At 66.6% G+C, this 26,806-nt stretch carries 23 protein-coding genes; 11 read left to right on the forward strand and 12 right to left on the reverse strand.

The features are described 5' to 3' along the window. The first annotated feature begins 26 nt into the window (after positions 1-26). Genes ACQP0C_RS08875 through ACQP0C_RS08890 form a run of 4 tightly spaced genes read left to right on the forward strand, consistent with a single transcriptional unit; the run spans position 27 to position 4,968 of the window. Positions 27-1,871 (forward strand): SCO2524 family protein, encoded by a 1,845-nt coding sequence (locus tag ACQP0C_RS08875; protein ID WP_433732336.1) that lies wholly within the window; start codon positions 27-29, stop codon positions 1,869-1,871. A 4-nt stretch (positions 1,872-1,875) separates the two neighbouring features. Continuing rightward, entirely contained in the window at positions 1,876-2,790 is a 915-nt protein-coding gene (locus ACQP0C_RS08880; protein ID WP_433732338.1) for an SCO2523 family variant P-loop protein, read from the forward strand. 47 nt (positions 2,791-2,837) lie between these two features. Continuing rightward, positions 2,838-3,854: an SCO2522 family protein gene (locus ACQP0C_RS08885; protein WP_433732340.1), complete on the forward strand. Its 1,017-nt coding sequence runs from the start codon at positions 2,838-2,840 to the stop codon at positions 3,852-3,854. Between the two features lies 1 nt (position 3,855). Next, on the forward strand, positions 3,856-4,968 hold the full coding sequence (locus ACQP0C_RS08890) for an SCO2521 family protein (RefSeq protein ID WP_433732342.1): 1,113 nt from the start codon (positions 3,856-3,858) through the stop codon (positions 4,966-4,968). Positions 4,969-4,982: 14 nt separating this feature from the next. Here the strand turns inward: ACQP0C_RS08890 and ACQP0C_RS08895 are convergent, their stop codons facing one another. The 8 genes from ACQP0C_RS08895 to ACQP0C_RS08930 form a co-directional block, all read right to left on the reverse strand. Then, the gene (locus tag ACQP0C_RS08895; RefSeq protein WP_433732343.1) at positions 4,983-5,852 is read right to left on the reverse strand and encodes a hypothetical protein; all 870 of its coding nucleotides are present in this window, start codon (positions 5,850-5,852) and stop codon (positions 4,983-4,985) included. A gap of 70 nt (positions 5,853-5,922) precedes the next feature. Beyond that, positions 5,923-6,594 (reverse strand): GNAT family N-acetyltransferase, encoded by a 672-nt coding sequence (locus ACQP0C_RS08900; RefSeq protein ID WP_433732345.1) that lies wholly within the window; start codon positions 6,592-6,594, stop codon positions 5,923-5,925. Between the two features lie 25 nt (positions 6,595-6,619). Beyond that, positions 6,620-7,576 (reverse strand): SCO2521 family protein, encoded by a 957-nt coding sequence (locus tag ACQP0C_RS08905; protein ID WP_433732347.1) that lies wholly within the window; start codon positions 7,574-7,576, stop codon positions 6,620-6,622. A gap of 1 nt (position 7,577) precedes the next feature. Then, positions 7,578-8,585 (reverse strand): SCO2522 family protein, encoded by a 1,008-nt coding sequence (locus tag ACQP0C_RS08910; protein WP_433732349.1) that lies wholly within the window; start codon positions 8,583-8,585, stop codon positions 7,578-7,580. Continuing rightward, positions 8,585-9,541 (reverse strand): SCO2523 family variant P-loop protein, encoded by a 957-nt coding sequence (locus tag ACQP0C_RS08915; protein WP_433732351.1) that lies wholly within the window; start codon positions 9,539-9,541, stop codon positions 8,585-8,587. Before ACQP0C_RS08915 ends, ACQP0C_RS08910 begins: the two co-directional genes overlap by 1 nt. Further along, positions 9,504-11,354, reverse strand: a complete 1,851-nt coding sequence (locus ACQP0C_RS08920) for an SCO2524 family protein (RefSeq protein WP_433732353.1) — start codon at positions 11,352-11,354, stop codon at positions 9,504-9,506. Before ACQP0C_RS08920 ends, ACQP0C_RS08915 begins: the two co-directional genes overlap by 38 nt. A 372-nt stretch (positions 11,355-11,726) precedes the next feature. Beyond that, on the reverse strand, positions 11,727-13,211 hold the full coding sequence (locus ACQP0C_RS08925) for an MFS transporter (RefSeq protein ID WP_433732355.1): 1,485 nt from the start codon (positions 13,209-13,211) through the stop codon (positions 11,727-11,729). Positions 13,212-13,411: 200 nt separating this feature from the next. Further along, positions 13,412-14,083, reverse strand: coding sequence for a FadR/GntR family transcriptional regulator (locus ACQP0C_RS08930; RefSeq protein WP_433732357.1), 672 nt, complete (start codon positions 14,081-14,083; stop codon positions 13,412-13,414). Positions 14,084-14,148: 65 nt separating this feature from the next. On the opposite strand from ACQP0C_RS08930, the gene ACQP0C_RS08935 reads away from it, so the two are divergent. The 6 genes from ACQP0C_RS08935 (at position 14,149) to ACQP0C_RS08960 (ending at position 22,294) form a co-directional block, all read left to right on the forward strand. Beyond that, on the forward strand, positions 14,149-15,408 hold the full coding sequence (locus tag ACQP0C_RS08935) for a CynX/NimT family MFS transporter (RefSeq protein WP_433732359.1): 1,260 nt from the start codon (positions 14,149-14,151) through the stop codon (positions 15,406-15,408). Between the two features lie 261 nt (positions 15,409-15,669). Further along, entirely contained in the window at positions 15,670-17,133 is a 1,464-nt protein-coding gene (locus ACQP0C_RS08940) for a nitrate/nitrite transporter (RefSeq protein ID WP_433732361.1), read from the forward strand. A 26-nt stretch (positions 17,134-17,159) separates the two neighbouring features. After that, positions 17,160-19,709 carry a nitrite reductase large subunit NirB gene (gene nirB, locus ACQP0C_RS08945; RefSeq protein ID WP_433732363.1) on the forward strand — a complete coding sequence of 850 codons (2,550 nt, stop codon included), beginning with the start codon at positions 17,160-17,162 and terminating at the stop codon, positions 19,707-19,709. A gap of 64 nt (positions 19,710-19,773) precedes the next feature. Continuing rightward, complete coding sequence (gene nirD, locus ACQP0C_RS08950; RefSeq protein WP_433732365.1) at positions 19,774-20,181, forward strand: nitrite reductase small subunit NirD; 408 nt, start codon at positions 19,774-19,776, stop codon at positions 20,179-20,181. Further along, a complete protein-coding gene (locus ACQP0C_RS08955) occupies positions 20,178-21,419 on the forward strand; it encodes a uroporphyrinogen-III synthase (protein WP_433732367.1) in 1,242 nt (413 codons plus the stop codon). The genes nirD and ACQP0C_RS08955 overlap by 4 nt, the downstream gene beginning before the upstream one ends. Next, the gene (locus tag ACQP0C_RS08960) at positions 21,416-22,294 is read left to right on the forward strand and encodes a sirohydrochlorin chelatase (RefSeq protein ID WP_433732369.1); all 879 of its coding nucleotides are present in this window, start codon (positions 21,416-21,418) and stop codon (positions 22,292-22,294) included. Before ACQP0C_RS08955 ends, ACQP0C_RS08960 begins: the two co-directional genes overlap by 4 nt. 227 nt (positions 22,295-22,521) lie before the next feature. On the opposite strand, the gene ACQP0C_RS08965 is transcribed toward ACQP0C_RS08960, so the two are convergent. Continuing rightward, complete coding sequence (locus ACQP0C_RS08965) at positions 22,522-23,481, reverse strand: GlxA family transcriptional regulator (protein WP_433732371.1); 960 nt, start codon at positions 23,479-23,481, stop codon at positions 22,522-22,524. Positions 23,482-23,622: 141 nt separating this feature from the next. Between ACQP0C_RS08965 and ACQP0C_RS08970 the strand changes: the two genes are divergently transcribed. Beyond that, complete coding sequence (locus tag ACQP0C_RS08970) at positions 23,623-24,534, forward strand: NAD-dependent epimerase (protein WP_433732373.1); 912 nt, start codon at positions 23,623-23,625, stop codon at positions 24,532-24,534. A 321-nt stretch (positions 24,535-24,855) separates the two neighbouring features. Here the strand turns inward: ACQP0C_RS08970 and ACQP0C_RS08975 are convergent, their stop codons facing one another. From ACQP0C_RS08975 to ACQP0C_RS08985, 3 genes are all read right to left on the reverse strand, one after another. Then, a complete protein-coding gene (locus tag ACQP0C_RS08975) occupies positions 24,856-25,308 on the reverse strand; it encodes a VOC family protein (protein WP_433732375.1) in 453 nt (150 codons plus the stop codon). A 106-nt stretch (positions 25,309-25,414) separates the two neighbouring features. After that, on the reverse strand, positions 25,415-25,828 hold the full coding sequence (locus ACQP0C_RS08980) for a pyridoxamine 5'-phosphate oxidase family protein (protein ID WP_433732377.1): 414 nt from the start codon (positions 25,826-25,828) through the stop codon (positions 25,415-25,417). Positions 25,829-25,962: 134 nt separating this feature from the next. Further along, a complete protein-coding gene (locus ACQP0C_RS08985; protein ID WP_433732379.1) occupies positions 25,963-26,769 on the reverse strand; it encodes an LLM class flavin-dependent oxidoreductase in 807 nt (268 codons plus the stop codon). Positions 26,770-26,806: the final 37 nt, after the last annotated feature.

Consider the following 26,806-nt stretch of genomic DNA (forward strand, 5'->3'; position numbering starts at 1 on the left):
GCGACATGGGGTGAGGACGGCGGCAGGTGAGAATCCAACCGAGGCAACAGATTCTGGATGTGTGGCGGGCGCTGGTCGATGCGTGCTGGGATGAGAAGTCCTGGCGCTGGGACGGTGTGACGTCGGCCAATTCCATCAGCGATTCCGAGCAGTTGCTCTGCCTGCTCTATCCCGCAACCGAGATCGAGACCTTCGCTCTCGACGAGCCGGATCGCATGGAGGAAGACGTCATTTCGGTGCTCGGCGGCAAGTTGGGTGATCCGAAGCAAATCGGCACCTTCATAGTGTCGCTGCTCGAGGAGTACATCGAGCACAATACGCGCGAGGACGGACAGCCGAACTTTTCGGCGGGTAGTTATCTGCGTTCCGGTGAAAAGCGCGAACCCACTGAGGAACAGCGCAAGATCGAGGTTGTCGACTCGTATTCGATGTCGCTGACCGTCTGCATGGCGGGTCTGCGTTTCCTTCGCTCCTTCGAGCGGACCGCGCGCGGGCGGCTGAAGGACCGGATCAAGGAGCTGTCCGGCCAGCTGAGCACGCGACTCACCGCCGCCATGACGGGCCTGGTCCGTAGCTTCGTCGTCAATACGGTGCGGCCGAAATCCCCTGAGGGACAAGCGATGCTCGGCATGCTGAATCAGACGGGCATGTCCGAGGATGCGCTGCTCCAGGGTGTTCGCACCAGCTTGTCGCGGGTCAGGGCGCGACTGCGCAGCGATGTCACCCTTGGCCAGGAAGAGACGGTCAAGGAGCTCGAGGACGAGAACCTGCTGTTCGAATGCGGCTGGAGCTGGGGAGTCGCCCGCGACGCCAGCCCCGTCAAGTTCGTCACCGAAAACATCGGAGCCCAAACGGGAATCGCCGATCCGCGCCCCTACCTCTACTTCACGATCGTCGCGCTGGACGGCATCAATGACCTGGTCTCGCCGCGAACCGGTGAGCTCGGCCTGCTGGACGAGACCCAGCATCGGTTGGCCCAGGCCTTGCGGACCCGCTGGGAGCTGACCCAGCGCTATTGGTCCACGATCGCGCGATTCGGCTCGGGCGGTTGGCCATTGGAGGACATTCCATGGCGGACTTCCGACGGTGAGCAGTCGGACTACTTCAGTCTCATCGTGTCGGCCGTGCTGATCCAGGACCTCGTGGCCCGCACCGCTTCCGACGACGATCTGACAAGGGCGGTGGCCATTTTCGACGAGTTGGCCGGGCGCGGCCGAATCATCCGTCGAGCCGCCGGGGACGATCCCGCTGTTCAGCTGCACACACCAGGGGTGCGGCTGACGCTGCGCGGCAGCGAGTCGGTCGACAGCGGCCCGGTGCTGCAGTGGGAGGTTTCGGATTTCTCGGCCGTGCTGCTCAAGCGAATGCTGCAGGCGGCCCGGTTGTCCAATAATGTCGCGGCCCGCGACAAACTGATGGAATTGTCAAAATTAGCGATGGAGCATCTCGATCGACGCATGCTCAGGGCGGGCGCGGCGGGGTTGTGGGACGATCCGGCGGGCGTATTCGGCGTCAATGGCGACCCGATGGTGACCGAACCTTCCTGGTATATGACCGAGCGAGTGGTCGAGTGCCTGGTGGCCGCGGATCGGACCTATCGGGAACCCCCGCCCAATTGGACCGAATTGCAGACGGTGGCGCGGGTCACCCTGAATACCGCCGAGCACCGGTTCCATCAGGAAATGCTCGGTATCAGCATCGATGACAAATCGCCCCGGCGTAAGACGCTCAACCGCGTCGAAGAACATATCGACGAGGCCAGGCAGCAGATTCGCGAGGATGCCGCGACGACGCTCGTACACACCCTCGATGCCCTGCGCGAACTCGACGGTCTGGCGACCGGGCGCCGCGACGCGACCAGGAACGTCTGAGCACATGATCGTGTTCGCGACTTCGGACAAGGGCGGCACCGGCCGTTCGGTAACCAGCTGCAATCTGGGCTACCGCATGTGCGTCAGGGGTAAGCGAGTCGCCTATCTGGACTTCGACTTCGGCTCGCCGACCGCGGGTGCGTTGTTCGAGATCAGTGGCGCGGAGCGGGGGGTCCCCGACAATGCGGGGCTGCATTCGTATCTGCAGGGGAAAACCGGGGTAGCCACCCGAATCGACGTGCGGGACAGCACCGATCGTCACCAACTGCGCAAATTGCGAACCAGGACGGGCAAGCTGGTCCTATTGCCCGGTGATTCCGGTGGCGCGGAGTTCAAACAGATCGACGACGGCATCGTCGCGAAATGCGCCCAGCTGCTGCTGGAGGTGGATCAGAGTTTCGATGTGTGCCTCGTCGACCTCAGCGCGGGTCGCTCGGTGGCCATGGAGCTCGCACTGAAGGCGACCGCGCTACCCCAGCTCGCCGAACGGATGGTGCGCTGGTTGGTATTTCATCGGTGGACCCGCCAGCACATCATCGCGGCGCACGGATTGGTGCGCGGCGAGCATGGCTTGTTGGACGGCGGTAAGCGGGTCGGGCACGATCCGGATGCATTACTGGACCGGGTCCGATACATACGCACCGCGGTGCCGGTTCTGAACGACGAGACCGAGGGATCAGGGCCGCAGGCCGCATGGCTGCACGAGCAACACACCGAATTGAAGCGCCTGGCACTGACGAACAAGGTCGGCGCGAGCGCGCTGCTCGGGGAGACACCGGTCGAACCGATCCTGCAATGGCGCGAGCAGCTGATTCTGGATATCGATGTGGATAGAAAAATCGCCAACCGGGCGACCGTCGAGGCTTTCGAAAAGCTAGCCGATCGCGTGCTCGACCCCGCGAGCTGGAAGCCAGTCTGAACCGACGGCTCTCGAGAACAACATCCTGGAAAGGGATTTCGAGCACAGTGGATAATGTCCCGGGCTACATCGAGGCGACCGAGCGCACGCGGGTCGCCAAGGTACCGCTGTCCCATTTATCCATCGAGGTGGGACATTTCTACATGAACGACCTCAGCAATGGCGAGGAAAGGATTCGGGCGCAGTTTCGCCGGATCGTTCCGCTGGTCCGGGCATTCACCGAGGCCGCGAAGGACGAATTCGGACCGCGGGCCAGGGTCAGCACCTGCTTTCTGGTCGACGACTATTTTCGGTCCGACACCGACCCCGCCGAGATTCTGGACAAGTTGCTGCGCAACGCGAATGAGTGCGGCCTGACCATCGACTATCTCGCCCGCGAGGCGGGATGCTGGGAGGTCCCGGAAACGGGTGACAGTGCTGCGAGCACGCCGCGCATCAAGTTGGCCGAGATGGTCCGGTCGCGCATCGTTGCCGAGCCGCCCGAGGGTTCCAACGGTCGCAGGCCGCCCACCGCTGAATCCGGTTGGCTGTGCAATGGTCGCCGTGCCTCCGATGATTCCGGCGGGCAGGCGCTGCACGACGAACCCTATGTGCCACCCGAGGAGTTCGGTCGTCGCGAGCATTCTATTTTTCTGGATGTCCAGATGTGGAGTTCGTACGTTCGGAAGGTGAACGGGCGCGACGAGGTATCCATCAAATGGTCATGTCCGTATCTCGCCTCGATCTGGCAATTGCTGCGCCTGGGAATGCTGCGCTTCAATGGACAGCCGGTGGTCGAACCACAGCTGTGGCAGCCGAGCGACGGGTGGCCGACCCGGTGGTGGGAGATGCCTGCGGTGCTGCAGCTGAATCCGCGGGCGAAACCCTTCGCAGCCTACCGGTCCTTATCGCTGCTGCCGCAGCGATATTTGGGTATCGAGCATGCTGTGCGGGTAATCCTGGACCATGTCCAGCTCGATGCCGAGGTGATAGAGCAGATCGTCGAGCGGGGCCTGGAAGAGGGAATCATCGTGCCGCCCAAGGTGACCGAGCGCCTCACCCATTTCCTGCTGGATGGGTCCTGAGGTGACCGAATCGAATGCGACGGCCGCACGCCGGATCCGTGCGGTTCGCGCGACGCCACTCGATCGGGAGCGGCGGCGCGGGCGGGCCGTGCGGCTACTCGTCCGCGCCGCCGAGGCGCAGCCGCGCATGCCGGTGCTCCCCTCGGGCCCGCTGATCGCGCTGGGGCAGATCGACACCTGTCTCCTGCCCGCCGCCACCCCGTGGTCGCGCGATGACCTGGAGGGACTGCTCGAGCTGATGCCGGGTCGCCCGATGCTGTGGCGGGAGCGGCCGATGTCGCTGGCCGTCTCGCCGACCACCGCGGAGGGAGTGGATTGCTTGCTGGCCGCCCCGGCGCACCCGAGCGTGCGCGGAATCGGGACGGTCGCGACCCGCGCGGTCGTCGTCGGTGGGCGGGTGCTGCAGAGTTCGGCATGGTCCAGTGTGGTGCGGGCCGGCAACGATCAGCGCCGGAACTGGTCTCATTATCTGAGCAAGCCCGGAGTGATAGAGGTGATCTCCAAGGTCAACGCCGAGACCGGCGCCCGGCTCGCCGAAGGCTTCCTGGCCGCCGGCGCGGCACCGGCGGGCACGCTCGATCTGGCGTCGATCGTCAACCGGCTGCTCGGTCGCGTCCGCATGAATCCTCATCTCGATCAGAACGTACCCCTGCAGACGGGGACGACCCAGCTGCGCTGGGCGGTGCGGATCGATGCCGTCGAACGGCCGCGGGTGGCCTTCCGGTTGCAGAACGATACGGTTCGCACGGTGCTGCTCACCGTGCGCGATGAGGATGAGCTGGCGCAGGCGCAGTGGTTCTGTGAGGATCTCGCGGTGCACGACTGGCTGCTGACCGTCATAGCGGCAGCCCTGGTGCAGTCCGATCTCTTCGACCCGGGCAGCGACGAGTCGGTGGCGGTGCTGGCCCCCGTGCTACACCATTTGGCACACCTGTGGGTGCCCGGCGCGCATACGCCTCGGCCCCTGCGGGTCCTGTGGGCGCAGTTGCAGGAAGACCCCGACTTCACCGCGGACCGACAGGGGCTGATCGACCAGGTGCGCAACCGGGTACTGGTGGCGGCCCTGGATGCGGCGCAGCGCAGGGCCGAGACCAAGGACTACTCCCCCGACTAGGGCAGGGGGCGGTGTCAGATACGGAACCATCGCCGCACCAGTAGTGCGAAGAACAGCGAGTTGAATACGAGCCCGCAGTAGGCCTCGACGATCAGCAGGGTGCGTCCGGCACCCTTGACGTCGTCGAGGTCGCCTCGGCCCAGCGGGTTGAGGTAGTTGATCAGGCACATGTGCAGCGTCGTCGCGATCGGCAGGCTATCGGTCAGGCGCAGCACCACCGTACCGATCAGCAGGATCGCGGCGATCCAGAAGAGCAGTCGGAACGGCCGAAAACCATAGCCGCACAAGACTTCCAAGGTCCAATACGGGATTCGACGCCAGGTCGGCGAGATGGAGCGGCAGCGGGCCTGCGCCAGCGCGAGCCCGCAGCGGTCCTGTGCGTCGAAATCCTCCTCGAGCCGGTGCAGGCCAACGGCGCGTTTGAATGCCAGCGCGGCGTGTTCGGGCAGATCCGATGCGATCAGGCTCCGGCCGAGGTCCTCGTACGTTTCGGCGAGACGCATATTCTGAATCCGGCTCAGTCGCCGCGGGCCGCGGAATTCGAATTCGGCCGCAAGCAGCGCGGTCAGCACTGCGATCGGTGGGTGCTCCGAGTCGTCGCCGTCGGCCGTGGGCCGTTCGGCCGCCGTATAGATGTGGGCGAACACCAGACTGTCCCGGCGCTGTGGAATCTTCTTGGCCTCCTCATAGTCGAGCAGCTTTTCGACGTGGTCGTTGAAGAGGTCGAGGAGAAATTCTTCGGAAGGTCGTTCGGATTCGGGCCTGGTCCGGTCGAAGTGTTCGGCAACCTCTTCCGCATAGTAGCGGTCGGCGTGCCGGTCGATCAGTGTCGTGATCGACATGATCGCATGTGGAAGCTGTGCCAGGCCGGCATATTCGGTCATGTGGTAATTCCCCCCAGGGTGCTACCGTCGAGAGCGACGTGATATCCACCATACCAATGGAATTCGACTATCAATCGGGCGCGCGGCCGCCCTTGAGCCAGCGCTTGTCGTCGGGTCCGGGAAACGGCGCGCCGAGTGGCTGGCATTCGATGGTGTGCACCAGCACATCGCGTGGTTCGCCGTCGCCGAAGTATCGTCCTTCGTGCCCGGCCCAGTGGAATCCTGAAGTCTTGTACAGGTTTACCGCGCGCTGATCGGTCGGCCGCACGGTGAGGTACACCGAATCCGCCAGGGCGCTGCGACAGCTGGATACGGCTCGTTCCAGTAATGCCCGTCCGACGCCGCGGTGTCGGTATTTCGGCGCGACCGCCAGGCCGATTACCCAGCCGCGCCGGCGGTTACCGACTCCGACGAGCGCGTATCCACAGACTCTGCCACCGACCTCCGCCACCACCCACTCCGATCCGTGTAGATCGAACAATTGCCGCAGTACGACGTACTGGTAGCACAGGTCGCCGAAGTGTTCTCGTTCGAGCTGAGCGATATCGTCGAGATCCGCCAGCCTCGCGGCCCGGAACACCGGTTCCCCCAGACCCTTGGAAATATCCAATGCGCAGCGCCCCCTTACGCCGCATGCCCGCTCGGCGTGATACCCACCATAGCAATGGGATTCGCGGACCGAGCCCGACTCGGGATCGAACAAGCCGAATGCCGTGCTGGCGCATTCGATCCGGCGCGGCATCGGGGGTATCGGGTGGCGCGGTTGCCTACCAGAAAACTTTGTGCCGCAAGGCCTCCAGCGTTGCCACCGCCATAGTGTCGCGCAGTCTGGCGACCAGCGTGGTCCACTGGCGGGAGAAGCCGGGCTCGGCCTGCAACTCCTTCCACAGCGCACGCAACTGCGCGGGGGCATGTCCGCCCGGCATCCACAATCCCGCGAGGTGTTCGAGTACCGGCGCGAGGGTGTTCATCCGCTCCGGGCTGTGCGAGGGGAATCGGTCCGCCTCGTCGAGGGCCTCGGCGAGTACGGTCAGCAGCCAGTCGTGCGCGGCCAGATCCTCGCAGAATCGTTGTGCCGCACCGAGATCTGCCTCGTGACGCACAATCAGCCGGATCGAGCGGATACTGTCGTCGTCCAGGTGCAACTCCGCCCGGGGGCCAGCATTGCCGCCGATGCTCGCGGTCCAGCGCAGCCGGGTGGTGCGCGTCCGCACGGGCGGATCCTGGTCCAGCCGGGCGTCGGCGCGGATCCGGGCCAACAGGCGCTCGCTGATCGAGGCCAAGTCCAGGGTGTCGCCGTCGACCGGTCCGGTGAGGTACCCCTCGGCAAAAGCGATTCCGGCCGTCGCGCTATCCGGGATACGGCTGATGACCTCCGTGACGCCCTTCTGGCTGACGTAGTGCGACCACGTCCTTCGCCGCTTCTCCTCGGCCCGCACCACCCGGGTGCGGGCCGAGGACTGCAGCACGCGGCCGCCCATCAGCACGATGCTGGTCGCCACCGTGCCGACAATGCGCGCGACCTGCTCGCCCAGGGCCAAGTCGCAGTCGACGCCGACCGCGATGGTCGGCGAAACGGCAAGTCTGCCCGGCCGCTCCCGCCAGCGCACGGCGCTGCCCGGCATCAGGGCCAGCAACTCGCGGGCCTGCGCCTGGGTGAGCGCGGTCGCGGACGGTAGCAGGCACGTGCGAATCTCGCCGAGCACCACCAGCGGGACGGCCATCTCAGGACCCGTCCAAGAGCAGGTGGGACAACCGGTCGCTGATTTTGTGTGACACCGTCACCGGTACCTGGTCGTTGGCCGCGCTGTCGATGATCTGGGTGACCACGTCGTCGTCCAGATCCAGATGATCGAGCACCAGTCGGACCGAGTGCTCGATGCCGATGTAGCGCTTGGGCAGCATCGACAGCGTCCGGTAGGCCGCGAACGGTTGGGCGGCCGGATTGACCTGCACTACGGGCGGTACCTCGTGCCAGCGCCGCGGCCACGGTTCGCCACGCCAGAGTTGCGGATCCACCACGGGCTCACCGTGATAGCGCAGCATCCCCAGCCGCAGTAGCTGCCAGACGGCGACCAGGAACGGGCACGACCATCGGGTCTCGGCGACCCCGTCGACGATCTGCCTGCTCCACAGTTGCACGTCGAGGAAGATGGAGTGTTCGCGGCGTCCGAACTGCTCCGGCGGCCGGTAGGACCGCGCGCGCATGGCCTGCACGGGTTCGTGCTCCGAGGATCGGCGGCCGTTGCACAGCCAGCCCGACTCGGCCATGGGCGGGCGGCGGCCGGTATCCGGCGGCACCGGCTCGGCGATGATGCGTGCGGCCACCATCTCGGCCACCGGAATCGGCTCGCCCGACGGCACGCCGCCGAGGAACGGCGAGGTCTGCCAGCAGCCGGATTCGCGCGCCAGATAGTCGATGGTCAAACCGGTTTCGTCGGCAGCTGCCAGGAGCTTTCCGAGGATGTCGGCGGGGTCGGTGTCGGGCTGGAGGTAGTCGTCGATCAGGTGGCAGGTGCTGACCCGTGCGCCGGGGCCGAACTGTATCCGCGCCGATTCGTTGAACGCCGCCACCAGCGGGACGAGGCGGCCGAACTCCGCCTTCACCTGGTCGATGTCGTCGGCGATATCGTTGGGATCGAAGTGTCCGACCTCGATCGACAAGTGCGACAATGGGATCCGCGTGATCTGCGGCCGATCGGTCGCTTCGCTGTATCCTTGCGCTCCACGCATCAGAGTCCCTCCCAGGTGGCGATGTCGATCAGACGGCGGGCGAGTTCGATGTATGCCTGCGCGGTCTCGATGTTGGCGATATGGGCATTGACGTCGCTGTCGAGTATCAGCTGTTCGCGGCACTGCAGCACCGGCTCTGTCGGGGTTGCGCCGAGGACCGCGGTCGTGCCGAGACGGCAGGCAGTGGCGAGGCGCCGCAGCGCGGCGTCCTGCTCCTGCAGCCACGCCGCTTGGGCCGCGCGCTGGGCGCTGAGGTGTGAGTTGGTGGCGGGTACGGCCGTTCGCACGTAGCGCAGCGAGCCGAGCAGTTCGTCTCGGTCGTGGCCGTATATGGCGCCGGTCTGCAACAGCCCGTTCGGGCCGTACACCAACCCGGAGGCGGCCAGAATGTGCTGGCGGGTCCAGCGGTGGAAGATCAGCCAGCGCACGGTGTGCTGCCGCAATTGCGCTGTTGCGTTCAAGGCGATTTCGAGCGCGATCGACCGACCTGCGCTGAGATCGACGACCACTACCGAGAATTCCTGATCCAACCTCACCAGTAGCTCTACGCAGCGCGTCACCATCGCGTCATCACAGGCGAGGAATTCGGCACCGCCCTCGTCGCCGGGAAACAGCACCAGTCGGCCGGACCGGGGACCGACGCGCGCGAGCGCCGTCCGGTCCGTGGCCCGGCCGACGTCGACGCCGGCGGCGGTGCCGCACTCGCCGAGCAGATAGGAATGTGTGCCGCCGGTTGTCGTACCGCGTTCCATGGCGCCGATCTCGAACAGCGCGCCAGCGGTAGGGGAGCCGAAGTCGAAATCGACATAGGCGACATTGCGCCCGGAAAGACACAGCCGGTAAGCGATGTTGCAGCTGGTCACCGAGCGTCCGGCGCCGCCCTTGTCGGAGGTGGAGAACACCAGCACAATTCCGCCCTCACCGCGTCGCGTCGTGGCGCGCGTATGCCAGCTCATCGAGCTGGGTCAGTGCCTGGGTCGCCAGGCTAGAGGCGGTTCCGGGGCGCTCGTTCAGCACCCGGCGGGCGCGGTCGAGTGATTGCTGAATCCGGCTGACCGCCACTTGTCTCGGGGACAGATCATCGCCTTCGACCTCGAGCTTCTCCTGGTTGAGCAGATGTTCGGCCTCGCTGAGCAGTTCCACCGCGCGGGAGACCATGGACTTCGGTGCCAGCGGGGGTGTGCTGAAGGTGTCGTACGCGGCTACCAGGCACTCCATCACCCGCTCGGTGACGAACCAGGACGGGCCTCGAGAGACGGGGTTCGTGGCGTCGAGCGGGCAGCCGGGGGCGTCCCACAGTCCCAGGGCGGGGCCGTCTCGCAGCACGCGGCTGTCGATGTGGTCCATGGCCGATTCGGCCAGCGCCATCAGCTGGTCGCGGGTGTCGATATCGGTGCGCAGGCGTGCCGCCTGTAGACAGCCTTTGAGCATCATCGTCACGAAATCGGGCACGTACCACTCCAATTGGGGTGCGCCGCTGAGGTTCTCGCTACCGGCCAAGCGCATCCGCACGCCGGGATAGTGCAGGGTTGCGGCCGGGTCGCCGGAGGTGAGCCGACTGGTGATCCGGCCGCGGCGGGCCAGCTGATCGAATACCGCCACCGTGCGTGCCAGATCCTCGGTGCTGTCGCGGTAGACCAGGTCCTGAATGAGCACGGCGCTGACCGCGAGGCTGAAGTAGTCCGATTCCGCGCCGTCGGAGGTGCGCCAGGGGATGTCCTCCACTGGCCAACGGCCGCTACCGAAGCGGGCCACGGTAGACCAGTAGTTGCGGGTGAGTTCGACGCGCAGTGTCAACGCGTCGGCGAGCTGGCGCTGCTCATCGGTGAGCAGGTCCAGTTCCCGGATACGCTGGGACGACAGGTCGGCGATGCCGTCCAGGGCCACTGCGGTGAAGTACAGGTGGGGGCGGGGTTCCGCGAGGCCGGTCGCGGCGCCCACGTGGCCGGGTAGGAAGTCGATCGGCTCGGCGGTGTGGACGATGCCCCAGCTCCATCCGCATTCGAACAGTCGCTGGTCGTCGGCTATGTCGATCTCGGTGGGCTGACCGAGCTCGACCTCGTTGGCGGCCCGCACCCGCAGCTGCTCCAGCCGAGCCGACAGCCGTGCGAGGGCATCGTCGGCCGGTGCGCGACTCTGGTTGATCATATGCAGGATCGCCTGTCCCGCAGTCGTTGTCGGGTCCGGGGTGTGAATCACGAAGCTGCGCACCAGGCCCGCCATCGCGGCGGTGAGTCGAGTGCTGACCTTGTCGATCACGAGGGGGATCGACTCGTGCAGCCGCCTGGCCTCCATCCGCACCTCACCGCCGACGAATCGGTAGAAGCCGCGCAGAAAGCGCAGCGATGCGATGCACAGGCTCAGCGACATCGAATAGGAGTCGACGACCTCGAGCGCCAGTTGCGCATCGCTGGGCGGGCTTTCGTCGACAGCATGCAGGTAACTGCCTGCGGCGAAGATCGGTTGGCCGTCGGCGCCGGTGTAGCGCTCGAGGTAGTCGGCGAGCAGTCCCACCAGGGCACCACCGATGCGGGTCTGCGCCCCGAACGGGGCGAGGGCTGTCTTCGCGTCGGTGGCCATCTCGTCGGGCTGATGGAGTGCGAACGCATCGATCTCGGTCGCCGGGTACAGCAGACACAGCAGCTGTTCGGCGTCGCTGATCGAGTTGGCGCCGTCGCGCCCGCCCCAGATCCACTTCTCATCCCGATAGGAATAGGCGAGCACGGCTCGCCAGAGGTCGAGCAGTTGCTGCCGCGGCCGAATTCTCATATTGTCCCCGCCCTCGCCCCCGCGCGCGGCCCTCGGTGCCGAACGTCGTTGCTACACAAAGTGTGCCTCGGCAAAGGTTCGCCAGTCCATGGATCGGCGATGTCACGGGATTGCGGCGAAGTAGCTTGCGTGGCACGCGCTTCGGTGCGGTGCGGTGCGGTGCGGTGCGGTGCGGTGCGGTGCGGTGCGGTGCGGCTCGACTTCGCCGCGCGGGTATGACGTTCGCGATGCCGAATGCCGCGCCGGGGGACCTCTCCCGGCGCGGCATTCGGGTCTATCTGTGGCGCGGCTGCTGGCCCGGAGGGGGGTCGGGGGCAATCGTGCCGGGCCTGCCGATCGTGGGTTCGGCCGAAAGGCAGGCGGCGCAGGCGGTTACACGTTGGCGTAGGCCAGCGAGGGTACGCGGGATACGGCGAACGAGGACCGCAGGTAGAAGAACCAGGTGACCGCGGCCATTACCAGGAAGGCCCCGGTGTAGCCCCAGAATGCCGGGTTCATGCTGTGGAAGTTGATGTTGGACAAGCGAAGTGCCTGCTGGAGCAGGTAGCCGCCGGAGGCACCGATCGCACCGATGACTCCGATCGCGGCACCGGCCTGCCGCTTGGCCGAGGCCGTCGCGTCGGTGAGGTCGAGGCCGTGTTCGGAGGCGTACTTCTTGGCTTCGGCATTGAAGATGGACGGGATCATCCGGTAGGTCGACCCGTTGCCGATGCCGGTCAGGACGAACAGCAGCAGGAATGCGACCAGGTAGAGCGGGAAGCTCTTCGCCTTCAGTCCGGCCATGATCAGCACCGAGGCGACCGCCATACCGCTGAAGACATAGATGGTGATCTTGGCGCCGCCGACCTTATCGGAGATCCAGCCGCCGAACGGACGGCTGAACGACCCGACCAGCGCGCCGAGGAAGGCGAGGTTGCCGAGCGTGGTGATCCAGCCGATCTTGGCCAGATCCGGGAAGTTGGCCTTGATCAGGGTCGGGAAGGCGAAGGAGAAGCCGATGAACGAACCGAAGGTGCCTATGTAGAGGAACGACATCACCCAGGTGTGCTTATTGGTCAGCGCCAGTTTGTAGGACTTGCCGTCGGCCTTGGCCGTGCCGATGCTGTCCATGTAGCGCAGTGCACCGACCAGGGCGACCAGGATGAACGGGATCCAGACCAGCACCGACAGCGTGATGCCGAAGCGGTAGCCCGCCGCATCCTTGGCCATGATGTGCGTGCCGAGCGTGATCAGCAGCGGCAGCACCAGCTGGGTCTGCGCGACGCCGAGGTTGCCACCGGCGGCGTTGATGCCAAGGGCCGCACCCTTTTTCCCTTCCGGGAAGAAGAACGAGATATTGGCCATCGAGGACGAGAAGTTACCGCCGCCGAAGCCGGCCAGTGCGGCCAGGATCATGAACACCCACATCGGGGTGCCCGGCTGGTTGACGAAGTAGGCCAGGCCCAGCGTCGGGATGAGCAGCATGGCCGCACTGAACGCGGTGAACGCGCGCCCGCCGAACTTCGGAATCGCGAAGGTGTACGGAATGCGCAGTGCCGCACCGACAATCGTCGGGGTGGAGGTCAGCAGCAGGGCGTTGCTGACCGCGGTCGGGTTGCCCTTGCCGAGTCCAGCAAGGAAGTCGAATCCCGCCAGGCCCATGCTGGTCACCACGGTGCCCCAGATGACCCATACGCTGAAGCCGAGATTCTCGGCGAAGACGGAGAAGATGAGGTTCTTGCGAGCGGTGAGTTTGCCGCCCGATTCCCAGAATTCGGTGTTGTCGGGCTCCCAGTGATCCAACCAGCGCCCCTTTTTCTGGTGCGTGAACGCTGGGGTGTCCGACTGCTGGCCGGTGGCAGCTACTGCGGCGGTCATCGGCTTCCTCTCGATCTGGCTCGGTGGGTTGCCGAGCTACGGTCGAGACAAAGGTAGGAGCCGGTTGTTGCGGGTGAATGGCGCTCGGTGACGTTCGCGGCAAATCGGACTCACACACCGGGATGTCGGTTGGTGACCAGTTGGTTACCTGGCGCTCGGCGTCGGAACCGGCCGGATTTGTCGGTCATCCGACCAGGATTCTACCGATCCGGATATTCCGCGATGAGCGAGCCGAGGAAGCAGCGCGCGGCCTGGGCGGCCTGCTCCGGATCGCCATCGATGACGGCCTGCACCAATTCATTGTGCTCGGCATCGTAGGCGTCATCGGATTTCGCGGTCCGGGCCCGGATCACCTGCTCGATAATGGGCAGCAGCGAATCGTAGAACTCCAGATATACCGCGTTGTGACTGGCGACGACGATCGCGCGGTGCAATTCCACATCGGCTTCGATGGCCGCGAGATTGTCCACGTCCCAACGCTGTTGGCTGCGTTCCTCCAGCAGCCGTCGCAGATTCGCCATATCGCCCTCGTCGCGGCGGCGCGCGGCCAGTGCGGCGGCATTGGTGTCCAGTGCCATGCGCAACTCGAGGACATCGCGTTCCTCCGCATCGGCGAAGTACTTCGCGAGCGTGCCACCGACCTCCGATGCGGCGATGACATAGGTGCCCGAGCCTTGGCGACGTTCCAGCATCCCGGCATGGACGAGGGCCTGGACCCCCTCGCGAACCGTATTTCGACCGGTTCCGGTGAGCTCGGTGAGCTCCGGTTCGGTGGGGATGCGGGAGCCGATCGGCCAACGGCCGGAACGAATTTCGGCACGCAGCTGCTCGGTTACCTGGGCAATGAGGCTGGTCCGCCGGACGGGTTGCACGGCAACAGAGTACCGCCCATCACAAATCCTTGCCTCCTATCATGGGGTCATCCTATGATTTCGCCGTGACTGCGACTCTCTCGGAAACTGCGACTCGCCCGGAATACACCCCGGTCGAGCGGCGCAAACGCGCCCTGACGGAAGGGCGAGTGCTCGTTCTCGCCGCCATTGTGATGTCCGCGCTCACCCTCCGGGTCGCCGTCACCGCATTCTCTCCGCTCGCCGAGCGCATCGGCGCCGACATCGGGTACTCGACGGCCGTCGTCGGTATCTTCGGCATGATCCCGACCCTGATGTTCGCGGTTTCGGGTCTGCTCACCCCGGTGTTCGTGCGCCGACTCGGACTGGAGCGCACGGCGCTGGTCGCGATGTTGCTGGCCGGATTCGGCATGCTGGTCCGGGCTCTGGTCGGCGGCACCGCCGAACTGCTCACCTTCTCCGCACTGGCCCTCGGCGGTATGGGCATCGGCAATGTGGTGATCCCGCCATTGGTCAAGCGGTACTTTCCGGATCGTCTCGCGGTGGTCAGCTCGCTGTACATCACCATGGTCCAGCTCGGCACCGTGGTGCCCGCGCTGATCGCGGTGCCCGTTGCCGAGGCGCACGGCTGGCGGATCTCGCTGGGGCTGTGGGCGGTGCTCGGCTTCGCGGCCGCACTGCCGTGGATCGGCGTGCTGCGGGACCGTCGCGGCCACGATCGGGTCGATAACACCGCGCTGCCGTCGCGGACCCAGGAGCCCAAGGGCAGGGTGTGGCGTTCGCCGGTGGCCTGGGGCATGGCGGGCATGTTCGGTATGACCTCGCTGACCACCTATGCGATCTTCACCTGGCTGCCGAAGATCCTGTCCGAGGCGGGCGCGAGCGCCGCGTACGGCGGGACCATGGTCGGGCTGTTCGCGCTGGTCGGTCTGGTCTCGGCATTCACCGCACCGACGATCGTCGCGCGGTTCCACAATCCCTTTCCCTTTGTGGTCGGTTGCGCCGTCTTCTTTTTCACCGCGTTCGCCGGACTGCTGATCGCGCCGATGACCGCGACCCTGCTGTGGGTCGTCCTGCTCGGACTCGGTCCGAGCACCTTCCCGATGGCGCTGACGCTGATCAATATGCGCACCAGGACCCCGCAGGGTTCGGCCGCCCTGTCGGGCTTCACTCAGGGCGTCGGGTACGCGGTGGCCTGCATCGGTCCGGTGCTGTTCGGCATGCTGCACAGCGCGACCGACGGCTGGGCCGCGCCGTTCGCGATGCTCGTCGTCGCGGTGCTGGTGCTGCTGGTCGGTGCCTGGCAGGCCTGCAAACCGCGCATGCTCGAAGACACCTGGAAATAACGGCGCGAAGATCTCGCCGTTCGAGTTGCGAGGTGGTGTGACGGCGCGCATGCTGTGCGCGTCACACCTCACCGGCTGCCGATCGACAAGTCGGCCGTTCGTGACGTGCGGAAACCGCCGTGTCACACGCCCGAAACATTTCGTTGAAACTCACCCGGGATCCCCGGCAATCGTGAGCAACCGTTGATTTGACGGTCATTTGGGGCAGCATTTCGGCAATACCCGTTTCCTACCGTTGGGCTAACCGATTTTGGGAGGCCCTTGTTGAGCACGCTGACGCGTAACCACAACATCGAGCATTGGGATGCCGAAGATGTCGCGGCCTGGGAGGCCGGTGGCAAGGACATTGCCAAGCGCAATCTGATCTGGTCTGTTTTCGCAGAGCATGTCGGCTTCTCGGTGTGGTCCATCTGGTCGGTCATGGTGCTGTTCATGCCCACCGATAAATTTGGCATCGATCCGGCGGGCAAGTTCTTCCTCGTCGCCATGCCGACCCTGGTGGGTGCGGTACTGCGGATTCCGTACACCGTCGCCACGGCGCGTTTCGGCGGCCGCAACTGGACCATCTTCAGTGCGCTGCTGCTGCTCGTTCCGACGCTGCTCACGCTGTACTTCATCAACCAGCCGGGCACCTCGTACACGACCTTCCTGGTCGTCGCGGCCTTCGCCGGATTCGGTGGCGGCAACTTCGCCTCCTCGATGACCAATATCAACGCCTTCTACCCGCAGCGGTTGAAGGGGTGGGCGCTCGGTCTGAACGCGGGCGGCGGAAATATCGGCGTACCCGTCGTCCAGCTGGTCGGCCTGCTGGTCATCGCCACCCTCGGCAATGGCTACGCCTCGCTGATCTGCGCGTTCTATCTGGTGCTCGTCGCGCTGGCGGGTGTCGGTGCGGCGCTGTTCATGGACAACCTGCGCAACCAGAAGGCCGATCTGTCCTACATGATCACCGCGCTCAAGGTGCCGCAGTCCTGGGCGATCGCCTTCCTCTACATCGGCACTTTCGGTTCGTTCATCGGCTACAGCTTCGCCTTCGGCCAGGTACTGCAGATCAGCTTCAAGGCCGGTGGTGACACCGTCGCGCAGGCGGCGCTGCACGCGGCGCAGATCGCGTTCATCGGTCCGCTGCTCGGTTCGCTGGCCCGCCCGTACGGCGGCAAGTGGGCCGACCGGATCGGCGGCAGTCGGGTCGCCATGTACACCTTCGCCGCGATGACCGCGGCCGCGGTGCTGGTGGCCGTGGCGAGCGCCGCGGGTGACCGCAGCGGCGGCGTGCCCAGCGGTGCCGCGATGGTCGCGCTGGTGATCGGATTCATCGCGCTGTTCGTGGTATCGGGCATCGGCAACGGGGCGGTCACCAAGATCATCCCGTCGGTCTTCGACGCCAAATCCAAGAGCATGGACGCCAGTCCGGCCGCCCGGGCCGCATGGTCGCAGAACACCTCCGGCGCGCTCATCGGTTTCGTCGGCGCGATCGGTGCGCTCGGTGGCGTGGGGATCAACCTGATGCTGCGCTCGTCCTACGCCTCGACCAAATCGGCGACCACCGCGTTCTGGGTCTTCATGGCCTTCTACGTGGCCTGCGCCGCGGTGACCTATGTGGTGTTCCTGCGCCGCCCGCGCGTCGCCATCGACTCCGAGGTCGTCGCCGAGGCCGAGGCACTCGTACTCGAAGCCGAATCCGTCGGCACCACATCCCAGTCCACCCCGTCGGCCCGAGCCTGACGCCGAACCATCAACGGAGGACAGTCATGAACTCGACAGTCGACCCCACCCTGCGCAAGACCGCCGTGGTCGTCGGCCACGGCATGGTCGGACACCGATTCGTGGAGGCGCTGCGGTCCCGGGATGAGGCCGGTCAGTGGCAGGTGGTCATCCTCAGCGAGGAAAAGCTGCCCGCCTACGACCGCGTCGGACTCTCGTCCTACGTCGGCAACTGGGAAGCCAGCGCGCTCGCCCTGCCCGGCAACGAGTACGCCGGTGACGACCTGGTCGAGCTGCGGCTGGGTCAGGCCGCGCAGACCATCGACCGGGAGGCCCGCAAGGTCACCACGTCGGCGGGCGACACCATCGCCTACGACGCGCTGGTGCTGGCGACCGGCTCATACCCCTTCGTGCCGCCGGTGCCCGGCCACGATCAGCCCGAGTGCTTCGTCTACCGGACCATCGATGACCTCGACGGCATCCGTGCGGCCGCCGCCGCGGCCGGACCCGGTGCGGTCGGCGTGGTCGTCGGTGGCGGTCTGCTCGGCCTGGAGGCGGCCAACGCGCTGCGGCTGCTCGGCATGACACCGCATGTGGTCGAGTTCAATGCCCGCCTGATGCCCGCCCAGGTCGACGAGGGCGGCGGCGCGATCCTGGAGAAGTTGGTCACCGACCTCGGGCTGCATGTGCACACCGGTGTCGGCACCGCGTCGATCGAGGCCGATCCGGCGGCGGAATCGGCTGAGCGCCTGACTGTCACGCTCTCCGACGAGTCGGCGATCAAAGCCGGGCTGGTGGTCTTCTCCGCCGGTGTCCGCCCGCGCGACCAGATCGCCCGCGACAGCGGCATCGAGGTCGGTCCGCGCGGCGGCATCATCACCGATCTGGGTCTGCGGACCTCGGATCCGAACATCTACGCGATCGGCGAATGCGCCGCGGTGGAAGGCGTTTGCTACGGCCTGGTCGCCCCGGGCTACACCACCGCCGAGATCGTCGCGGACCGATTGCTCGGTGGCGCCGGTGAATTCCCGGGCGCGGATATGTCGACCAAGCTGAAGCTGCTCGGTGTCGACGTGGCCAGCTTCGGTGACGCGCACGGCACCACCGAGGGCGCGCTGTCGGTGGTGCTGCACGATGCCGCCAAGGGCACCTACGCGAAACTCGTTGTCTCCGATGACGCGCAGACCCTCTTGGGCGGCATCCTGGTCGGCGATGCGACCGCGTACTCGGCGCTGCGTCCGCTGGTCGGGCGGCCGCTGCCCGCCGAGCCCGCCGCGCTGATCTCCCCGGCGGGCGCCGAACTCGGGGCCGATTCGCTGCCCGATGACGCTCAGATCTGCTCCTGCAACAACGTGTCCAAGGGCGCGATCTGCGGGGCCATCGAAGAGGGCGCCTGCGATATCGCGGGCATCAAGAAGTGCACGTCCGCGGGTACCTCCTGCGGTGGTTGCGTGCCCATGCTCAAGAAGCTGCTCGAGCAGTCCGGTGTGGAGATGTCCAAGGCGCTGTGCGAGCACTTCTCGCAGTCGCGCGCCGAGCTGTTCCAGATCGTCCAGGTCACCGGCATTCGCACCTTCTCCGGCCTGATCGCCAAGCACGGCAAGGGCACCGGCTGCGATATCTGCAAGCCGACGGTCGCCTCCATCCTGGCCTCGACCTCGAGCGAGCACATCCTCGATGGCGAGCAGGCCGCGCTGCAGGACACCAACGACCACTTCCTGGCGAATATGCAGAAGAACGGCACCTACTCGGTGGTGCCGCGGATGCCCGGCGGTGAGGTCACCGCGGATCAGCTGATCACCATCGGCCAGATCGCCAAGGAATTCGACCTCTATGTCAAGGTCACCGGCGGTCAGCGGATCGACCTGTTCGGCGCGCGGGTCGAACAGCTGCCGCTGATCTGGAAGCGACTGGTGGATGTCGGCATGGAGTCCGGCCACGCCTACGGCAAGTCGCTGCGCACCGTGAAGAGCTGCGTCGGTTCCACCTGGTGCCGCTACGGCCAGCAGGATTCGGTCGGCATGGCGGTGCTGCTGGAGAAGCGCTACCGCGGTCTGCGCTCGCCGCACAAGCTGAAGTTGGCCGTTTCGGGCTGCGCCAGGGAATGCGCCGAGGCCCGCGGCAAGGACGTCGGCGTCATCGCGACCGAACACGGCTGGAACCTGTACGTCGGCGGCAACGGCGGTCTGACCCCGAAGCACGCGGTGCTGCTCGCCGGTGATCTCGATGACGAGACGCTGATCAAGTACATCGACCGGTACCTGATGTTCTACGTGCGCACCGCCGACCGGTTGCAGCGCACCGCGCCGTGGCAGGAGTCGCTGGAGGGCGGCATCGACTACCTCAAGCAGGTCGTCTGCGAGGACAGCCTGGGCATCGCCGACGATCTGGAGGCGGCGATGGCCCAGCATGTCGCTGGCTACCGCGACGAATGGGCCGCGGTGCTCGACGACGAGGAGAAGTTGTCGCGCTTCGTGTCCTTTGTCAATGCCCCCGAAGAGGCCGATCCGACCATTTCGTTCGATGAGAGCGGGGAACGGAAGGTGCCCGTCTTGTTGGGCATGCCAGAAATCCCGGTCGCCACACGCGGGCAATAGCCGCTTAACCCCGAAGAAACAGGACGCCGGTACCAATGGGTAAGGCGTTTGGAGGATGACACCGATGACCGTGATCGACACCCCCGGCATTGCCACAGCTACCACAGGTTGGACGCAGGCGTGCCGACTCGACTACTTGATCCCCGGCCGCGGCGTCGCGGTGTTGCTGAAGGGCGGCCGTCAGGCCGCGCTGTTCCTGTTGACCGACGGCACGCTGTACGCCGTCGGCAATATCGATCCGATCGGCCGGGCGGCGGTCATGTCGCGCGGGATCGTCGGCGATCGCGGCGGTATCCCCGTCGTCGCGTCGCCGCTGCTGAAGCAGGCTTTCTCACTGTTGGACGGGCGCTGCCTGGACGACGATTCGGCAGCGCTGCCGGCATACGCGGTGCGCGTCGACGACGGCATCGTTTCGGTATCCAATGAGCCGGTCGACACCGGACTCGACGCCACGGACGGTGGATCGGCATGACAACTATTGATACGGGCGCCTGTCTGGCCGGTTTCACGGTCGGCGTCACCGCGGCCAGGCGGGCCGACGAGTTCGCCACGCTGCTCGTTCGACGGGGTGCCGGTATCGTCGCGGCCCCCGCCATCCGAATCATTCCGCTGGCCGATGACAACGAGCTGGAGCGGGTAACCCGCGAGATCGTCGCTGATCCACCGCAATTGGTGGTCGCCACCACCGGCATCGGCTTCCGCGGTTGGATGGAAGCGGCCGAGGGCTGGGGCATCGCCGAGGATCTGCGCACGACGCTGGGCTCGACCAGGATGCTGGCGCGCGGACCGAAGGCCAAGGGCGCCATCCGCGCCGCCGAACTGCGTGAGGAGTGGTCTCCGGCCTCGGAATCCTCCGCGGAGGTGCTCGACCATCTGCTCGCCGAGGGCGTGGAGGGCGTGCGGATCGCGGTCCAGTTGCACGGCGCGACGACCGAATGGGAGCCGGTACCGGATTTCTGTGAGGTATTGCGGTGCGCGGGTGCGGATGTCGTTCCGGTGCCGGTGTACCGCTGGGTGCCGCCGGATGATCAGGGGCCGATGGACCAGCTCATCGAGGCCATCGTCACCTCCAGCCTGGACTGTGTGACCTTCACCAGCGCGCCCGCGGTCGCGTCGATGTTGATGCGCGCCAAGGAAACCGGGCTGCTCGAGAGTGTGCTGCACAGTCTACGCGGCCGGGTGCTGCCCGCCTGCGTCGGACCGATTACCGCCGCGCCGCTGGAGGAACTCGGCGTGCCGACCTCCATGCCGGGACGAGCCCGGCTCGGTGCGCTGGCTCGACACGTCGCCGAAGAATTGCCGCGGCGCGCCAATCGCATTCAGGCCGCCGGACATACGATCAGCGTGCGCGGTGCCTGCGTGGTGGTCGACGGTTCGGTGCGCCAGCTCGCGCCGGCGCCGATGGCGCTGATGCGGTCGCTGGCGCGCCAGCCCGGCCGGGTCGTCTCCCGGGAGGACCTGCTCGCGGCGCTGCCCGGCGGCGGTGACGACACCCACGCCGTGGAGACCGCGATCGCGCGGTTGCGCGCGGGGCTCGGTACCCCGAAAGCCATTCAGACCGTGGTCAAACGGGGCTATCGACTCGCGCTGGACGCCGCGGATTGCGCCGACGACTTCCCGCGCACGGTGGCTGCCGAACATCCGCGGGCCGCCGGTATCGCCACCCCGGCGCGTGCGCCGAGGTACGCCCAGACGGCGGGGAGCTGGTGACGGCTCCGGCCCTGGTCCTGGTCGCACACGGCACCAGGAGTACCAGGGGTGTGCAGATGATCGCCGCGCTTGCCGAGGCGGTGGTGCAGGAGTTCGGGGGGATGGCAGCCGGCGGAGCCGACGGGGTGGGTGAGCGCGGCGCCGCGATTTCGAGGCGCGACGCCGAGGCCGGTGCGATGACGGCTCCGGTGTGCGAACATCGCGCCGTCGTTCGCGGGCCGGAGACCTCCGAGAAGCCCTGGGTGCGTACCGCTTTCGTGGACGTCCTCGGTCCGTCGCCGTCGGAGGTACTGCGCGATCTGATCGATGCCGAGGGGGAATCGGTTCCCGCCGTGGTGGTTCCGGCATTTCTCGCCTCCGGATATCACGTCTACCAGGATGTGCCGCGCGAGGTGGTGGAGAGCGGTCATTCCGAGGTCGCCGTCACGCCCGCGATGGGGCCGGATCCGGCCTTGGCCCGCATTATGGCCATGCGGCTGCGTGCCGCCGGATGGCGGCCCGGTGATGCGGTGGTCTTCGCGGCGGCCGGATCATCGGATGCCCGTGCGCGCCAGGATGTTCGGCGTGCGGCGGCCATGCTGGCCGAACATCTCGGTGTCCCGGTTCGCATCGGCTATGTCGCCACCGGAGCCCCGCGGGTCCCGGAAGTTGTCGCCGAACTTCGTGATTCGGGTGCGCAGCGCATCTTCATCGCGTCGTATCTGCTCGCCCACGGCCTGTTCCAGCAGCGCCTGCACGAGGCCGGAGCCGATGGTGTTGCCGAGCCGATCGGTGTTCACCCGGCTGTCGTCCGCCTGATCGCCGACCGCTACCGCACCGCCGCCCGAGAACTGATGCGGGCCAAAACATTACCTGTGGAAGTCAGCGGGGCGTAGCGCATAGGCGACGGAGCAGCCAAAGCGCCGCGACCAAAGACCTGACCTCCCACATAAGCCGTCACTACCTCGCACAACCTCTACCGTGTGCGAGGTAGTGATCTGCTATGCGACGTGCTCGAACCTGTGCGACAGAGTGGCCCAGGTGCCGTAGGTGGGCGTCCGTCGACTGTGTCGACGCGGGCCTTCTTCGCGGATCTGCCGCTTGCCGATGCTGGATTGTGGGATCAGTTTGCCGATGATGGGGTGCGGGTGAAGGAGGCGCGGTAGGCGCTCGGGGGGAGACCTACGTGGCGGATCATGTGCTGGCGCAGGGATTCCGCGGAGCCGATGCCGCTGTGGCGGGCGACCTGGTCCATGGGCAGAGTGGTGGATTCGAGGAGTTCCCGGGCGCGTTGGATGCGTTGGTGCAGTAGCCATTTCTGGGGGCTGAGACCGGTTTCCTCGTGGAAGCGGCGGGTGAGGGTGCGCACGCTGGTGCGGGCGTGGATGGCCAGATCGTCCAGGGATAGGGGAGTGTCGAGGCGTTCCAGGGCCCAGGTGCGGGTGGCCGAGAGTGACAGGCCGTTCTCGGGCGGCAGCGGTGAGTCGACGAATTGGGCTTGGCCGCCAGGGCGTACCGGTGTCACCACAGCGGCGCGGGCCGCGGCATTGGCGACCGTCGCACCGTAGTCGGTGCGAATCAGGTGCAGGCACAGGTCGATTCCGGCGGCGGCGCCCGCGGCGGTGGTCACCGGTCCGTCTTCGATGAACAGTGCGTCGGAACGCACGGTCACGTCCGGGAACATCGCGGCGAGTTCGTCGGCCAGACCCCAGTGCGTGGTGGCGGTGCGTCCGGATAACAGCCCGGCCTGGGCCAATACGAATGCGCCGCTGCAGATCGAGGTGACGCGCTTGCCTTGGTCGACGGCCCTGCGCAGTGCCGCGATGGTGGCCGCATCGGCGGTGCCGCGACTGCCGGTGCTCGGCACGATGACGGTATCCGCCTCGTCGAGCGCATCCAGTCCGCGCGGCACCACGACATCGAAGCCGCCCAACGCACCGGGAACCACGCCGGGTTCGGCGGTGCACACCACCATCCGATAACACGGCTCACCGTCCACCGTCACCGTGCCGAGCATGGTTGCGGGCATGGCGAGTTCGAACGGCTTCACCGGCGCGACGGCGACGACGGCCACGGTTTTCATGGCTGGATCCTTGGGATAGATGGCTAACCGGCCACTAGTCTAGCGCTCCCGCGCCCGGCAATGTTGATGGCACGCGATCGGCAACCGGCTCCGAAGCCCCCGCCGATTGTGCGAATTATCTTGTCCAAGAAGGGAAGTCGCATGCCTTCGCATGTCATTGTCGGCCGGGGCGCCACCGCCTCGGCAACCGCGCTCCGGTTGGCCGAATCCGGCGACCAGGTGCGGATGATCAGCCGCAGCGGCGCGGGTCCGCAGCACCCGGATATCGAGCGCATCACGGCCGATGCCGTCGACGCGGCCGCGCTCACCGACCACGTCAAGGGCGCGGACACCTTGATCAACGCTGCTATGCCCGCGTATCACACCTGGCCCGAGGCGGTACCGCCGCTGTTCGGCGCCATCCTGTCGGCCGCCGAGCAGGCCGGTGCGAATTACGTGATGCTCGGCAACCTGTACGGCTACGGCCCGGTGGACGGCGTGGTCACCGAGGACACGCCATTGGCCGCCACCGGCCCCAAAGGGCGGGTGCGCGCTCGGATGTGGCTCGAGGCCAAGGCGGCACACGATGCGGGCCGGGTGCGGGTCACCGAGGTCAGGGCCGGTCAGTACCTCGGCGCCGGTGCGATATCGGTGTTCTCGCTGCTGGTGCAGCCGAAAGTGGTTGCGGACCAACTCGCTCTGGTCCCGCAGGACCTGGACCTGCCGCACGCCTACACCGCGATCGGCGATGCCGCCGACGCCCTGGTCGCCGTCGCGCGCAGCGAAAACGCCTGGGGCCGTGCCTGGCTCGCCCCGACTATTACCAGCACCCTGCGCGAAGCCGCCGAACGCTTCGCCGCCGCGGCCGCTGCCCCGAGTCCGCGCTTGGCGGAGATGTCCGACCGCGAACTGACCCTGCTCGGTCTCACCGATCCGTTCTGGGTCGAGTTGTTCGAGACCTACCACATGTCGCACCGGAAGTTCACCGTTGACGATACGGCGATCCGGGAGACCTTCGGGGTCACCGCCAGCGCCCTCGACACGGTCTTCGCGGAGGTGGTTTCGGCGTCCTGATCGTTACGGATCGCCGCGGCACGGCATCGACTGGCTGGTCCTCGATGATGCCGCCGCGGCCCGACGCGCCGCACGCCGGGCCGCGGACATCGCCGATCGCTATGGTGTGCACCGCGATTCGGTGATCTCGCACGCGCCGTCGTTCGACGCGTATCTGCCCGGGCTGTTTCCGGCATGTGCCGCCGATTCCTGCGTGGCAAGCACTGCCGACTTGCGTGTCCACTCACCGGGCGAACTCGCCCTGACAGATTTCGCCCGGCGTACACCGGGCAGTCCGTGAGTCGAGGTACAGACGGGGTGCCCGGTGCGCGGAGTCGAGTCTCAGGCCTGGTCGTAGGCGTCCTGGAGAACCTTCAGGTCGAGTTTGGACATGGACCGCAGGGCGGTGGCGACCGCGCCGGTTTTGGTGGGGTTCGCGCCGTTCATGAGGGTGACCAGGATGGCGGGAACCACCTGCCAGGACAGCCCATAGCGGTCGGTCAGCCAGCCGCACGGGCCGGGTTCGCCGCCGTCGATCAGGGCGTCCCAGAGTTGGTCGACCTCGGCTTGGGTTTCGACCACGACCTGGATCGAGGCGGCATCGGTGAAGGGGTGGCCGGGCCCGCCGTTCATCAGGATGTAGGGGTGGCCGTCGAGTTCGATGGCCACGACGAAGGCCGAACCGTCGGGGTGGCGGGTGACCTCGACGATGCGGGAGTCCGGGATCAGCGCGGTGTAGCGGGCGGCGGCTTCCTCGGCGTCGCTGTCGAACCACAGGAAGGTGTTGACCGACATGGTGTGCTCCTTGGGTTGTCGATGACCTACTGTCACCGTTCGGTCGGAGCCGATCGGACGGCTTCGACGTATCGCCACGGATTTCTCGAGATTTTTCGCCGCGACCTCAGACGCTCGCGATGGCGACGAACAGATCGGGAGTAATGGTGATCAGCACCCGCACGCGATCGCGCTGATCCAGCGCCGATCCGCCGTACTTCTCCCAGATGCGCTGGGTCCACACACCGTCCGGGTCGATGGTCAACTCGGCGTCACCGATAATCCGGACCTGCCGGTTCGGCCGCTGCCCGTCCGCGCGCCGGCCGACCTCGCGGTCGATCACCAACCCGACCCGCGGATTCGCCCGGATCCGCCGCAGATGCGGTCGCCCGGCCCAACTGGTGAGCCGGAAAGCATGCTGATCCCACAGAAACCAGATGGGTGTGACATGCGGATATCCGGCCGCGTCAATGGTGGCCAGGTGCGCGACGATATCGCTGGCCAGCAATCCGGCGATCTCGGCAGGACGTAGCGTCCGCATCTCCAACCCCCTCGATTCGAACTCACGTTCGAGTATACGTCGAGGCGGCCCGGCTTCGGGCCGGGACCGAATACGCCTCCCTTGCGTCGGCTCTCGAACTGGCGGGTTCGGCCTCCTGTCGTCCTCGCTGCCCGCTACCGTCCGGCGAGTTCGGCGACGACCGGAGCGAACTTGTCGGCGAAGTCGGCGCCGAAGACGAAATAGGAGAAGCCGATCTCCTCGCGCCGCCGCTGGATTTCCTCGGCGGCGGCCGCTGGATCATCCGGAAGGACGGTCATCGCGTCCGCCGCGCGAAGCGCAGCAGTGTCGGTATCGGGGCGCGCCATGTGCGGCGCGACAGTGTCGCCGATCACCGGCACGGCGAGCGCGAGCTCGACGTCCGCGACGGCGCGGAACTCGCGTGCCATCCGCTCGACTTCGCCCCGAGGCTGATCTCCCAGCACGAAGGTGACCGTGTCCGCGACCTCGGCCGCCAGCGCCCGGGCCTTCGTACCGAAGACAGCCATCGCCACCGGAGTGTGGAGGTCGGGGCCGTCGAGATCTCGCAGCCTCCTGACGGTCTCACGGACCTCGGCCAGCCGCTCGTACGGCGGCGGTACATCGGGCATTCCCTTGTCGCGGAGCTCGTCCTCGATTCCCGGTCTGCCGGTGCCGATGCCCATCTCGAAGCGACCCTCGGTCAACAGCGACAGCGAGTGCGCCTCCCACGCGGTCAACCACGCCGGGCGGAGCGGAGAGGCGTACACCCACGTGCCCACGCGCAGGTCGGTCAGGGCAGCGACGGTGGCCAGCATGGGACCGGGCGCCGGTTGCATCTGCGGGAAGTCGGGCACCAGCAGCGTCGAGTAGCCGCTGTCGGCGATGCGGCGCACCCGATCTCGCCACGTCGGCAGGTCGGTTCTGAGCGGGGCTACGACCCCGAATCGAAACGGTCTCGTCATGACTGGATTCCTCTCTGTGTCGGCGAGATCACCTGCC

The sequence above is a fragment of the Nocardia sp. CA-129566 genome (genome assembly GCF_050956075.1).
Taxonomy (GTDB): Bacteria; Actinomycetota; Actinomycetes; order Mycobacteriales; family Mycobacteriaceae; genus Nocardia.